Annotated in this window: 13 protein-coding genes; 3 read left to right on the forward strand and 10 right to left on the reverse strand. The window is 70.5% G+C overall.

The window, feature by feature from the left end:
- The first annotated feature begins 28 nt into the window (after positions 1 to 28).
- Positions 29 to 685, forward strand: coding sequence for an MFS transporter (locus EPL04_RS11030; RefSeq protein WP_134671400.1), 657 nt, complete (start codon positions 29 to 31; stop codon positions 683 to 685).
- Positions 686 to 709: 24 nt separating this feature from the next.
- Here EPL04_RS11030 and cofG read toward each other — a convergent pair whose 3' ends face one another.
- The 6 genes from cofG to EPL04_RS11060 all read right to left on the reverse strand — a co-directional run bounded on the left by cofG (position 710) and on the right by EPL04_RS11060 (position 6,749).
- Positions 710 to 1,819 carry a 7,8-didemethyl-8-hydroxy-5-deazariboflavin synthase subunit CofG gene (gene cofG / locus EPL04_RS11035; protein WP_134671401.1) on the reverse strand — a complete coding sequence of 370 codons (1,110 nt, stop codon included), beginning with the start codon at positions 1,817 to 1,819 and terminating at the stop codon, positions 710 to 712.
- 58 nt (positions 1,820 to 1,877) lie between these two features.
- Entirely contained in the window at positions 1,878 to 2,873 is a 996-nt protein-coding gene (locus EPL04_RS19340) for an archaellin/type IV pilin N-terminal domain-containing protein (protein ID WP_134671402.1), read from the reverse strand.
- Positions 2,874 to 2,965: 92 nt separating this feature from the next.
- Positions 2,966 to 3,613, reverse strand: a complete 648-nt coding sequence (cofC, locus tag EPL04_RS11045) for a 2-phospho-L-lactate guanylyltransferase (RefSeq protein WP_134671403.1) — start codon at positions 3,611 to 3,613, stop codon at positions 2,966 to 2,968.
- 81 nt (positions 3,614 to 3,694) lie between these two features.
- Positions 3,695 to 4,486: a hypothetical protein gene (locus tag EPL04_RS11050; protein WP_134671404.1), complete on the reverse strand. Its 792-nt coding sequence runs from the start codon at positions 4,484 to 4,486 to the stop codon at positions 3,695 to 3,697.
- Entirely contained in the window at positions 4,464 to 5,642 is a 1,179-nt protein-coding gene (locus EPL04_RS11055; RefSeq protein WP_134671405.1) for a tubulin/FtsZ family protein, read from the reverse strand. Before EPL04_RS11055 ends, EPL04_RS11050 begins: the two co-directional genes overlap by 23 nt.
- A gap of 225 nt (positions 5,643 to 5,867) precedes the next feature.
- The gene (locus tag EPL04_RS11060) at positions 5,868 to 6,749 is read right to left on the reverse strand and encodes a complex I NDUFA9 subunit family protein (protein ID WP_134671406.1); all 882 of its coding nucleotides are present in this window, start codon (positions 6,747 to 6,749) and stop codon (positions 5,868 to 5,870) included.
- 115 nt (positions 6,750 to 6,864) lie between these two features.
- Between EPL04_RS11060 and tmk the strand changes: the two genes are divergently transcribed.
- Both tmk and EPL04_RS11070 read left to right on the forward strand, forming a co-directional pair.
- Entirely contained in the window at positions 6,865 to 7,467 is a 603-nt protein-coding gene (gene tmk, locus EPL04_RS11065) for a dTMP kinase (protein ID WP_134671407.1), read from the forward strand.
- Between the two features lie 31 nt (positions 7,468 to 7,498).
- Positions 7,499 to 7,909 carry a hypothetical protein gene (locus EPL04_RS11070; RefSeq protein WP_134671408.1) on the forward strand — a complete coding sequence of 137 codons (411 nt, stop codon included), beginning with the start codon at positions 7,499 to 7,501 and terminating at the stop codon, positions 7,907 to 7,909.
- A 13-nt stretch (positions 7,910 to 7,922) separates the two neighbouring features.
- Here EPL04_RS11070 and EPL04_RS11075 read toward each other — a convergent pair whose 3' ends face one another.
- The 4 genes from EPL04_RS11075 to EPL04_RS11090 form a co-directional block, all read right to left on the reverse strand.
- Positions 7,923 to 8,246: a hypothetical protein gene (locus EPL04_RS11075; RefSeq protein WP_134671409.1), complete on the reverse strand. Its 324-nt coding sequence runs from the start codon at positions 8,244 to 8,246 to the stop codon at positions 7,923 to 7,925.
- A gap of 54 nt (positions 8,247 to 8,300) precedes the next feature.
- Positions 8,301 to 9,434 carry an NAD(P)/FAD-dependent oxidoreductase gene (locus EPL04_RS11080; RefSeq protein ID WP_134671410.1) on the reverse strand — a complete coding sequence of 378 codons (1,134 nt, stop codon included), beginning with the start codon at positions 9,432 to 9,434 and terminating at the stop codon, positions 8,301 to 8,303.
- A gap of 68 nt (positions 9,435 to 9,502) precedes the next feature.
- Positions 9,503 to 10,723, reverse strand: coding sequence for a TrkA C-terminal domain-containing protein (locus tag EPL04_RS11085; RefSeq protein ID WP_134671411.1), 1,221 nt, complete (start codon positions 10,721 to 10,723; stop codon positions 9,503 to 9,505).
- Complete coding sequence (locus EPL04_RS11090; protein WP_134671412.1) at positions 10,720 to 11,982, reverse strand: TrkA C-terminal domain-containing protein; 1,263 nt, start codon at positions 11,980 to 11,982, stop codon at positions 10,720 to 10,722. The genes EPL04_RS11085 and EPL04_RS11090 overlap by 4 nt, the downstream gene beginning before the upstream one ends.
- Between the last annotated feature and the right edge of the window lie 55 nt (positions 11,983 to 12,037).

Here is a 12,037-nt window from a genome sequence, read left to right on the forward strand (position 1 = left end):
TTGCCCCCGGGGCTCGTACCGTCGGTCGATGGCAGACGGACTCGTCGACGCCCTCCGCGACCGGATCGGGTTCCGCTCGGCGCTCGTCGGCGTCGGCGTTCTCGTGGCGCTCCGGACGGTCCTCAACGTCTCGATCGCACAGTTGGCGACCACGGCCGCGACCGGGGCGATTCTCGCGCTCTCGAAGGTGGTCGAGGACGCCTACGACCTCCGATCGAGCGTTCGGTGGCTCGGCCTCGGCGTCGCGGCGATCGTCTACGGCGGCGCGCTCCTCGCGTTCGACGACGGCGACGCGTGGCTGTCCGTGGTGTTCCTGCTGGCGGGGACGTGGCTGGTCGCGGACGCGATCCAGACGCTCCGCCACGACGGACTCGTCGAGCCCGAGACGCCCCGTGACGGCACCGAGGTGTACCGGACGTACGTGACGCGTCGGGTTCACGAGACGCTCGACGAGCGCCCGCGGACCCGACGCGAACTGTCGGAGGCCCTCGACGCCGACGAGCGCGACATCGACCGGGCGCTCGACGCACTCGGCGAGCGGGGCGTCCTCGAACGCACCGGTAGCGAGCTCCGAATCGTCTCCACAGATCCCACGACGTTCGAAACCGCCCGCGACGGGGTCCGGTCGGGCGTCGACCGACTGGCGCGACCGATCGCGCTGGAACTGGAGACCGACGAGGAGTGAGCCGGCGGGGCCGTGCCCGCGCGATCAGCGCCCGAGGACGGCCCGGTAGCGCTCGCCGGCGGGGGTCTCGGCCTCGATCGCTCGTCGGATTCGCTCGGGCACCCACTCCTCGCCGCCGTCCCCGCCGAGCGACTCCGGGAGGTACCGCCGGTAGACGGGGAGGCGCTCGCGCAGGGGCACGCCCGCCTCGTCGGCGATGGCTTCGAGTTCCCGGAGGGCGGGCCACTCGTAGTCGGGGTTGATGTGGTCGTCGGTGATCGGCGAGACCCCGCCCAGATCGTCGACGCCGCAGTCGAGCAGTTCGCGGGTCGGCGAGAGGTTCGGCGGCACCTGCACCGAGACCTCCGCCGGGAGGCAGTGGCGGGCCATCGCAACCGTCCGTCGCATCGTCTCGACCGACGGCCGCTCGAAGGTCGACCGCTCGTTGGGGACGACGTTCTGGACGATGACCTCCTGTACGTGGCCGTACCGCTCGTGGAGGTCGCGGATCGCGAGCAGGCTCTCGGCCCGGTCGCGCCACGCCTCGCCGATGCCGACGAGCAGTCCCGTCGTGAACGGGACGCCGAGTTCGCCCGCCGTCCGGAGCGTGTCGAGGCGCTGGCCCGGCGACTTCCTGCGGGGGCCGGCGTGGGCGTCTACGTCCGCGGTCGTCTCCAGCATCACCCCCATCGAGGCGTTGACGTCCGCGACGGCCGCCATCTGCTCGCGGGTCTGGTCGCCGGGGTTGCTGTGGGGCAACAGCCCCACGTCGAGCGCGATCTCACAGACCTCCCGGAGGTAGGTGTGGATCGAGTCGTGGCCCCACTCCTCGAGCTGGCCGTGGATCCGGTCGTAGCGGTCGTCGGGGTCGTCGCCGAACGTGAAAAGCGCCTCGGTACAGCCCGCGTCCGCGCCGGTTTCGAGGATCTCTCGGACCTCCTCGGGCGACAGTAGCGAGGCCTCGCCGGGCGGATCGAAGTACGTGCAGTAGGTGCAGGTGTACCGGCAGGCCGTCGTCAGCGGGACGAAGACGTTCTTCGCGAACGTGAGCTCGCCGGCGGGTTCGACGTCTTCGGGGCCGACCTCGAGCAGTTCGGCCACCGTCGGTTCGTCGAACGCGAGGTCGATGTCGTACTCGTCGGCCCCGGGAATCATCGTCCCGTCGTTGCGCGCCGGCCCGGAAAACGGTTGCTACTCCCGCACGAGGAGGCCCTCACAGTTGGTGGGTCTGCTTCGAGAGGTGGTCGGGGACGCTGAGATGGACGGGGATCCGTGCCCCGCTCCGAGTGACGGCGTAGACGGTCAGGTCCGCGCCCGGCGAGAGCCCCGCCCCGTCCGAGAGCGCGGTCGCGTTGAGTCGGACGGTAGCGGTGTCGCTGACGTTGGCGAGCACCGGCCCCGATCCCTGCACCGACTCGACGGTGAAATTACTCTCGTCGGCGCTCGCCTCTGAGTACGAGAGGTGTCTGAGGTTTTCGGGACCGTTGTACACGACCGTCATCTCCGAGAGGTCGAGCGCGTCCGAGCCCGGGGAGCGCTTGACGGTCACGTCGATGCGGTCGACGTACTCGTCGGTCAGGCTCACGTCGGCGGTCCCCGTCTCGTCGACCAGGAAGTCGGACTCGTAGTCCTGTTGCTCTCTGAAGTAGATCTCCTCGTAGTCACAGCCCTCGCCGCCCTCGGCCCGGAGCGAGACCGGCGAACCCGCCGTTTCGATCGTGCCGACGAGGTTACCCGCGTCGTCGAGGTGGGTGAACCGTATCCGACCGTCTCCGGCGTTCTCGACCAAGAGTTGGTCGTTGTTCTGTAGCCTGTTGTCCGAAGACGTGCCGTTGACGACGAGGTAGTTGGGATCTCCACACGACGACCCCTGCGTGTTCACCTGGAGTTTTTCGCCGGACTGAACGGTGAACGATTCTTTGGTCTTTTCGTCGTCTTCAGTCGAGGCCGAATCACTGCTGTCGAGGAGAATCTGATCGCCTCCGTCGCCGACTCGGCCGTACTTTCCGGTGACCGTCAGGCGGTCGGTGACCATGGCGACCGACTCCTCGCCGGTCTGTTCGGATCTGGTCTGGAGGACTCCGGCCGTGTTGATGAGCACGCCGCTCGCGATACTCGCGACCAGCACCATCGCGATGAACACGACGAGCGTGCCGATCCCGACCTGTCCACGAATCTTCTCGCGGGGTGGCTTGTCCGAAAATACCATGTCTGGAGTATAAACTCAGCGCTAGTTACTATCTGATTACCTGAACAAACTGCCACTACATAATCGTACCGCCTCGACCGCGTTCGCGCGACCTACTCCCGGACGACGCCGACCCGGCTCTCGTCGCCCGCGAGTTCGAACCCCGCGGCGTCGAGCCACTCGTACGACCGCCTCTCCGTCGGAGCCCCGTCGGCGTTCGGCGGATCGCTCGCGCCGTGGATCAGCACCTCCGCAAGGTCCTCGCGCTCGTCGACGTCGGTCGCGAGCCGGTGGGAGTCCACGACGTCTACGCTCGCCCCGACCTCGCGTGCGATCCGGCGGTGATCGAGATACGACGTGCCGTGGTAGTCGACCCTGAACCCGGGGTGGCGGGCCACCAGCGCGTTCGTGCCGCCGCCGCGTCCGGGGACGAGCGCGACCCCCGCGTCGGCCTCGAACAGGTCGGCCAGCGCCTCGGGCGTCGCCAGCGCGAGGTCGGCCATGACGACCGCGACCGCGCCGTCGGTCCCGGCCAGCGCGGCGTTGACCGCCGGGGTGAGCGGCCGCTCGTCGACCGTGACCGGCGCGTCGACGTCGACCGGCGCGGTCGCGAGCACCTCGGGCTCGCGGCCCGCCCCGCGGACCGCCGCCAGCACGTCTTCGAGCATCGCCGCCGCGAACGACGCCCGCTCGGCCGGCGAGAGGACGCCCTCCAGACGGGTCTTTGGCTCGCGGGCGGCGTACGGCACCACGACTCTCATGCGTTCGGACTGCGTCGGCCGTCGCTTAAGAGACTACGGAAACGGATCGGAGAGCGGGTCGGAAAACGAAGCTCGCGTCGGTCAGCCCAGTTTGTCGTAGCTGTCCTGCTGGGAGCGGTACCACAGCGCGCCGCCGATGATCGCGACCAGCACGACGAGGCCGATCCCGCCGTACAGCAGCATCTGGGTCTGTTGGTTCGACTCGGCCGCGGAGTTTGCGGTCTCCCCGGCGTCGCCCGCGAGGTCGGTCGCCAGTTCGAAGTTCTCGCCGTCGAACGCCGAGACCGCGCTGTCGAACTGGTCTCGGGCCTCAGAGACGTCGGCGCCCGAGTCCTCGGCGTCCGCGATCGCGGCGTCGGCGTCGTCGAGCGCCGAGCGGGCCTCGTCGCTCTCGGTCGTGTACGGCCGGAACTGCCAGCTCTCGATCGCCTGCGAGGCGCCGCCGTCGCGGGCCTGGTCCAGCTCCGCGAGCAGGGCCTGCTGTGGCGGGGCGTAGCTGAAGTTACCCGGGTTGGCGACGGTTCCCTCGACGGTGACCTCGACTTCGTTGGCGTTCGAGTCGGTCGACAGCGAGTGGTTGAACGACTGACCGTCGTAGGACTCCTGTCCGACCTTGTCGTCGGCCTGATCGTAGAGTTTGACCGTCCAGGTCACGCCTTCGAGTTCGGTCGCGCCGTTGAGCGTCCACTCCTCGTACTCGCTGAACGGCTGTTCGAGCGTGAAGGTCGCGGTCACGTCCTCGCCGACCTCCGCCTCGCTCGGGGCGTCGCTTGACGCGACCGACACGACGGCCGCGGCCGGCGCGACTGCCGAGACGACCAGCGTGGTCGCCAGCAGGAGCGTCAGGAGCTTAGAAGAGTGGTTCGAGTTCATCATCATCGTCCTCGACGAGTTCTTCGAGGTTCTCTTCGCTCTCCTGGCGGATGTCGTCGATGTTGTCTTGGGCCTCGATGGCGACCTCCTGAAGCTCCTTGATGCGCGGGACGTTGTTCACGCCCGACAGGAGGATGACGCTCGCGACGTAGTCGGAATCGGCGACCGGGTAGTCGCCACCCCGAACCTCCATCGACCCGGTCTGGTCCTCGAGCCACTTCCGCCCGCGCTCTATGCCTTTCCGATTGAGGTGCTGGGGCGGACCGCTCATCACGAGCAGGGCGCGCTCGGTGCCCTCGATCTCGCACGGGAGGGTGAGTCGGCCGAGCGCGGCCTTCCGGACGAGGCTGGTGATCCGGTTGGTGGTGTTTGCGGTGTCGGTCGGCTCCTCGTCGCCGCCGGTGAACCGCGACAGCAGGCCGCTGCCCGAACTGTTGGTCTCGACTTCCTCGGCGGCGTAGCCGATGGTCGAGACGCCGCCGCCGGCCAGCGTGTTGATGATCTCGCTGGAGTCGACGACGCTCTCGGCGACTTCGTCGTTGCCGCCGATTTCGCCCGCCCCGAACAGGATGCCGAACCGCCGGACGATCTCCTCGTTGATCTCTGCGTAGCCGCTCTCGATGGACTCGCCCGACTGGCGCCACGCGTCGTTGTCGAACACCATCAGGTTGTCCACTTCGCGGACGAACGTCTGGAACGACCGGGCGGCGTTCAGCGTGTAGATGCCCCCCTCGTCGCTGCCGGGCAGGATGCCCAGCCCGTACACCGGTTCGGTGTAGATGCGCTTGAGGTGCTTGGCCAGCACCGGGGCACCCCCGGAACCGGTCCCCCCGCCCATCCCTGCGATGATGAGGAACGCGTCGACTTCGTGGACAGGGATGTTGTCGACCGCACCCTGCACTTCGTCGATGTCCTCCTCGGCGATTTCCGCGCCGAGTTCGTTGTCAGCGCCGACGCCGTGACCCTTGACGCGGGACTGGCCGATCAGGACGCGGTTGTCCTGTGGCACGTTATCGAGTCCCATCAGGTCGGCCTTCGCGGAGTTGACCGCGACGGCCGACCTGACGATGTCACTTCCGGTTCGCTGGTCGTGCTCCAGGAACCTGTCGACTATTTTCCCACCTGCCTGCCCGAAACCAATCATTGCGAGCTTCATTTTCCGTACCGTGCTCCGTTGGGAGAAACACAGCGTTGATGGGCGGATAAGTTTTTTGGTCCGACTCCCGGCGCGCCGAAACGGCGTATTACGAAAAATCGCAAGACGGTAATCGGTCGTTACGCGGAATTTCCGTTCGATACCATCTTGTGGACATGTCCTTTTAAGTTTATCGGAAATAAGACCTATTGGCGCCGACAAAAGTCCGACGCGCGTCTGACGCCCCTATTCGACCCCGAGATACGACGCCAGCGTCGTCAGCTCCGACTCCTCGACGCCGAACGACCCGATATCGTTGTCCGCGACGGTGTTGTCGAAGTTAAGCGACCGATACTGGTCGCGGCCGAACGGGACGACCGGCACCGGCTCGGCCGCGGTCATGCCGACCTTCGCCAACGCCATCGGGATCGAGAGCACCGTCACCGACTTGCCCTCCGCGCGGTAGACGAGTCGGGTCACGTCCGCGAGCGTCAACACCTCGGGCCCGCCGAGTTCGTAGGTCTCGCCGTCGCGGTTCTCGTCGACGCACTCGGCGAGCATCGGCGCGAGGTCGCCGACCCAGATCGGCTGGAAGCGAGTGCGACCGCCGCCCGGAAGGGCGGTGACGTACGGCGTCGTCAACTGCTTGGTGAAGCTCACGAACTCCCCGCCCTCGCCGAAGACTACGGACGGCCGGACGATGGTGTACGCGAGGTCCGAGTCCTCGACGACCCGCTCGGCCTGCCCTTTCGTGCGGATGTACTCGGTCGGTCCCGAGGGGTCCGCGCCGAGCGCGCTCATCTGGACGATCTTTCGGACGTCGTGGCTCTCGGCGGCCTCGACCACGTTCTGGGTCCCGCCGAGGTGGACGTCCGTGTGGGAGGTGGCGCCGGTCGGCTTGAACAGCGGCGAGAGCGCCACCAGATTCACCACCGCGTCCTGTCCCTCGAAGGCGGCCTCGATGGAGTCGTAGGCGGTCACGTCGCCCCGAACGCGCTCGACGCCCGACGGGAGGTCCGCCCCGTCGGGATCGCGTGCGAGGACCGTCACGTCGTGGTCGCGGTCGAGCAGTTCCTCAACGAGGGCCGTGCCGATGAACCCGGTTCCTCCGGCAACGAGAATGTTCATACCCGAGATAGGTATCCCCGGAAAGTAAATGTACGGGCCACGGCCGCGTTCGCGTTCGGGCGCCGACCCGTCCCGACTCGCAGGTCTTTATACCGAGCCGCGACCACAACCGCGTATGCTCATCACGCTGGAGGGGCTCGACGGGAGCGGCAAGACGACGGTGTGGGAGGTCCTGCGCGAGGAGTTCCCGGAGTTCGTCTACACCCGCGAACCGACCGACACCTGGTACGGCGAGGCGGTCGACCGGTCGGTCGCCGCCGACGACGCCGACCCCGTGGCCGAGCTGTTCCTCTACACCGCCGACCACGCCGCCCACCTCTCGGAGACGGTCCGGCCCGCGCTCGCCGACGGCGAGGTCGTCGTTTCCGATCGGTACTCCGACTCGCGGTACGCCTATCAGGCCGTCAGCATCGAGGGCGAAGTCCGCCGTCCGCTGGAGTACATCCGGGGCGTACACAAGCCGTGGACCCGGCCGCCCGACGCCACCATCTACCTCGACATCGACCCCGAGACGGGCGCGGCCCGGAGCGGCGCGACGAACAAGTTCGAGCAGGCGGCGTTCCTGAGCCGAGTGCAGGACAACTACGAGCGGCTCATCGACGCCGAGCCCGATCGGTTCGTCAGGGTCGACGCGACGCGGCCGCCCGAGGACGTGCTCGACGGCGTCGTCGACGTGATCGAACGCCTCCGCGAGGAGGCGGCGACCGGCGACGAGTAGCTCTTTTGGGCTCGGGGCCGTACCGACCGCCATGGCCGACGAGGACGCCGGCCGACCCCGCGAGGACGACGAGGGGCTCAGCCTCTCGCTCCCGCCGATCTCGCTCCCGGCGGTCCGGCTCCCCGACCGGATCCGGCTCGTCTTCCCGGTGCCGGACCCGCCCGAGCCGATCGCGCGGCCCCGGCGCGTGCGGACCTCGTGGGTGCTCGTCGCCGTCGCGCTCGCGGACGCGCTAGACGCCGCGGCGGTGCTGGTCGGCGGTCCGACGGCGCTCCCGTGGGTGCGGGCGACGGCCGGAACGGTGCTGTCGATCCTGTTCGCTGGCTTGCCGGGCCTGCTCTACTCGTGGGAGCTGTTCGCGGCGCTCGGCGGCCGCGGCTGGCTGTCGGTCGCGCCGACCGCGACGCTGTTGGTGGTCGCGGGGCTGTTCGTCGGCGACTGAGCCGCCCGCCGACTCACCCCGCCTTCTCGGGCATCTCGATCTCGTCGGGCGACGGGAGCCAGAACACGTCAAGCGACACCGCCAGCGTGAACGGCAACACCCACACGAGGATGAGCGCGGTGGCGCGGTCGCCGACGCCGCCCCCGCCGAAGCCGACGAACCCCGACAGCAGGATCGTCGTCACGAAGTAGATCAGGGGGACGAACAGCGCGGTGTACAGCGCCGCGCCCCAGGTGGTCGCGAGCCGCAGGCGGAAAAACCGGATCGCGACCGCCGCGACGACGGTGTTGACGCCGATGATGAGCAGGAATCCGATCGCGGTCGCGGCCGATGACATCTCTGGGCGGAGCTTGGGACCGCGCGCTCTTGTGCGTACCGGATGGCGCCGGGCTCAGAACCGGTCGATCCCGAACGCAGAGACGTCGGTGGCGGGCTCGTCGCCGACCGCCGCCTGCGCGACGAGCTTCCCGCTGTAGGGGCCTAACTGGAGTCCGGTCGCGCCGTGGCCGGTCGCGAGGTACGCGCCCTCGACGTCGGGGACCGCGCCCAGAACCGGGAGCCGGTCGGCCGAGACCGGCCGGAGGCCGACCCGGATCTCGTCGAGCGCGGCGTCGGCCAGCCCCGGCGCCACCCGGAGACACTCCTCGAGGACCTCCCGGACCCCGCCCGCGGTCCGCCGGGGTGCGAACCCGGAGTCGCTCTCGCGGGTCGCGCCCGCGACGACCCGGTCGTCTCCCCACGGCACCACGTAGTGGCCCCGGAACGGACTCACGATCGGCCAGTCGGCCGTCTCGCGGTCGCCGGCGTCGAGGTGAGCGATCTGCCCGCGGTGGGGTTCGACCGGAATCTCGACCCCGAGCTGGTCGCCGAACGCGCTCGACCACGCGCCGCCCGCGACGACGACGCGCTCGGCGTCGAGCCGGCCGTCGGCGGTGTCGAGACCGGCCACCGAGTCCTCTTCGAGCCGGATCCGTCGGGCGTCTGTGTGCTCGATCGCGAGCCCGTGGTTCTCGCCGGCCCGCCGGAGCGCCCGCGTCAGGAGCCGACCGTCCACCCGTCCGGCGTTCTCGTAGTGGGCCGCGCGTCGGACCGAGTCGGCAAGCGGCGGGAACCGCTCGCGCGCCTCCTCGACGGGGATCTCGGCGAACGCGTCGGGGTCGGGTCGACCCAGCTCCGCCTGCCGGCGCTCGATCCGGTCCAGCGCCGCCTCGAAGTCCTCGACCTCGGCGTCGGTCGCCGCGACGCTGAGCAGTCCGGGCCGGGCGTAGCCGGGGTCGCCGTCCTGTTCGGCTTCGAGCGCGTCGACGAGTTCGGGGTAGTAGTCGACCGCCTCCACAGCGAACTCGAACCACGCGTCGTCGGCGGTGCGACTGCTGGTCGCGGGCGAGAGGATGCCCGCGCCCGCGGCGGTGGCCCGCCCGTCGTCCTCCCGATCAACGAGGACCGCGTCGACGCCGTCGCGCGCCAGATGGTAAGCGACCGACGAGCCGACGATGCCCCCGCCGACGACTGCGACTTCGTACATGTGTCGGTCTGTCGTTGGTCGGGACGGCCCTAAGAGGTGGGGTTCGCGGCGATCCGGACGCGTCCGCGTCAGGTCGATCGGGGGCCCGTCCCGTCGGCGCTCGCTCCCGTCGTCGACTCCCCGGCGGCTCCGGCCGCGGTCTCGACGGTTCGGAGCCGATCGGGGCGAGCGAGGACGTAGAGCACGTCGCCCGCCCCGAGGAGTCGGTCGCCGGTCGGGAGGGTCTCGACGCTCCCCTCGCGTTCGACCGCGACGACGCTCGCGTCCAGCGCCGACACCGGCGTCCCGTCGAGCGGGCTCCCGGCCGCGACCGTGACCGCGCCGACCGTCTCGTCTGCGGCTCTGAGCCGCGCGCCGAACTCCCGGTCGGCCTGCGGTTCGGTCGGGAGCGTCGCGAGCCGGTACTCGGCGTCCGGGTCGAGGTCGGCGGCGTTATCGGCGCCGACCGCGAGGGTCGCCACGTCGCCGACCGTCGCCCGGAGTTCGGCGGTGGCGATCCGCTCGGGGCCACTCGCGGCGGCGCCCGCGTCGGTCGCTTCGCCCGTCTCCCGGGTGCGCCACACCTGTACGAGGTCGCCGGGGCTCGCGCCGAACGACGGGTCGGCCCGGACCGCCACCGCCACCGTCCCGGCGGGGAGCGTCGGCCCGACGCCCGCGACTCGGCCCCCAAGCGCGAGGTACGACACCGAGCCCGTCTCGTCGACGTCGGCGTCGACGCGCCCCACGCCGTAGTCGTCCCGGAGCCGATCGGCGAGGCGCTCGCTGAGCTGGGCGACGGTCAGCCCGCGGGGAAACCGGAGCGTCTTGCCCGCGAGCGCCGCCTTGGTCTCGGCGGCGACCGGCTCGTAGCCGTCGATGTCGTCGACGGTCTCGGGGAGTTCGACCGTCGTGAACCGCCCGACGGTCCTGACAAGCCGGCTCACCTCGCCGTCGAGCGCGTTCGCGCCCGAGAGGGCGGCCGCGTCGACGGCGAGCCGTCCGCCGACTCGCGCGCCCGCGACCGCCGCCACGCTCCCGAGGCAGAACGCCGCGACGTTGACGAACGCGACCGCCGGCGAGGGGATCGGGTCGCCGCTCCCGAGGTACTGCTGGAGCGCGGTCGCGGTGTTGAGCCACAGCCCGACGGTCCCCAGTCCCACGAGCACCGCCAGCCCCGCGGGCATCCGCTGGCGGGCGTACGACTCGTAGAGGAAATCGACGATCGCGGCGACCGCGCCCGCGAGCAACGCGAGTCCGAACACGCGGACCGCCGACCCCGCGAGGTCGGCGAGCGCGACGAGGAGGCTCACGCGACCACCGCCTCGAACCGGTCGAGCGCGCCCGGCGACCCGACCGCGTACAGTTGGTCGCCCGCGTCGAGGCCGGTCGTCCCCCGCGGCGCGAACGTCCACGAGTCGCCGCGCCGGATCGCCAGCACCGCGACCTCGTGGGGCGGCTCTTCCGTCTCCTCGGGGGCCGTCTCGCCCGCCCCGCCGAACCCGGCCGCCGGACGCATGTCGTCGAGCGATCCCGGGCGCCCGACCCGGACCTCGCGGAGCCGCTTGCCGTCGCGTCTGAGGAGCGCGAGGAGTTCGAACTCGCCGCGAGTCCCCCGGGCGTGGACCCGGACCGCCGCCCGATCGGCGGCCAGCAGGGCGGGGGCGTCCCGGGCCGGCACGCCGAGGGTGATCCGCCCGTCGCCGCCCGTCGTTCGGGGCGCGGCCCCCGCGGTCGGGAGCGGGCGGTCCGCGCTCCCCTCGGCGTCGTCGGCGTCGGTGGGCGCGGCGCTCGCGGGCGGCGACCCGTCGGCGTCGGTCCGGGCGCTCAGGACGGTCCCGGTCACCGCCTCGTCGCCGGTCGCGACCGTCGCCTCGTCGCCGCGTGCGACCCCGGTCGGGACGAGGGCCTCGACCGACACCGCGCGCTCGCCGGTCGGCACGCGCCGCGAAAGCGCGCCCACCGGGGGCGCGGCGCTGATCGTCGCCCGCCCGCGGTCGTCGATCGAGGCGGCGACCGCCGCCAGATCGTGGTCGGTCCGGAGGCGCTCTTCGAGCCGGGTTTCGAGCTCCGACAGCGGGAGGTCTGCCGGAAAGGTCCACTCGCCGTCCCGGATCGTCGCCCGGAGCGCGTCGGGGAGCGGCGGGTACCCCTCGACGTCGCCCACGTCGCCGGTCGTCCGGACCCGGACCTGACCGAACTGGCCGACGCGCTCGATCGCGTCGGCCGACAGCCCCCTGTCGCGTAGCGTCCGGAGCGTGATCCGGTGGGGGAACTCCGCGCCCATCCGGTCGCCCTGCGCGTGGGCGTACAGCGTCACCATCATCACGACCAGCGCCGAGACGAGCGCGGTTGGCGAGCCGAGGATCTGGGCGTCGAGCAGGCCGAGCAGGCCGCCCTGCACGCCGGCGATCGCGACCCCGAGGACGAGCACACCGAACCCGGGGATCGTGACGCCGGTGACGTACTTGAACGTGAATCCGAGCGTCCACGCGACCAGCGCGGGGACGACCGCGGTGAGCGCCCCGAGATAGAGCCCGAGAAGCGCCTGCACGGGAAGCGAAGCGTCCATTTGTTGCCAGCAGGCACACCGGGCCTAAATCAGTACCGACACTTTATCTACCGCG

The sequence above is a fragment of the Halorussus marinus genome, from assembly GCF_004521895.1.
Classification (GTDB): Archaea; Halobacteriota; Halobacteria; order Halobacteriales; family Haladaptataceae; genus Halorussus; species Halorussus marinus.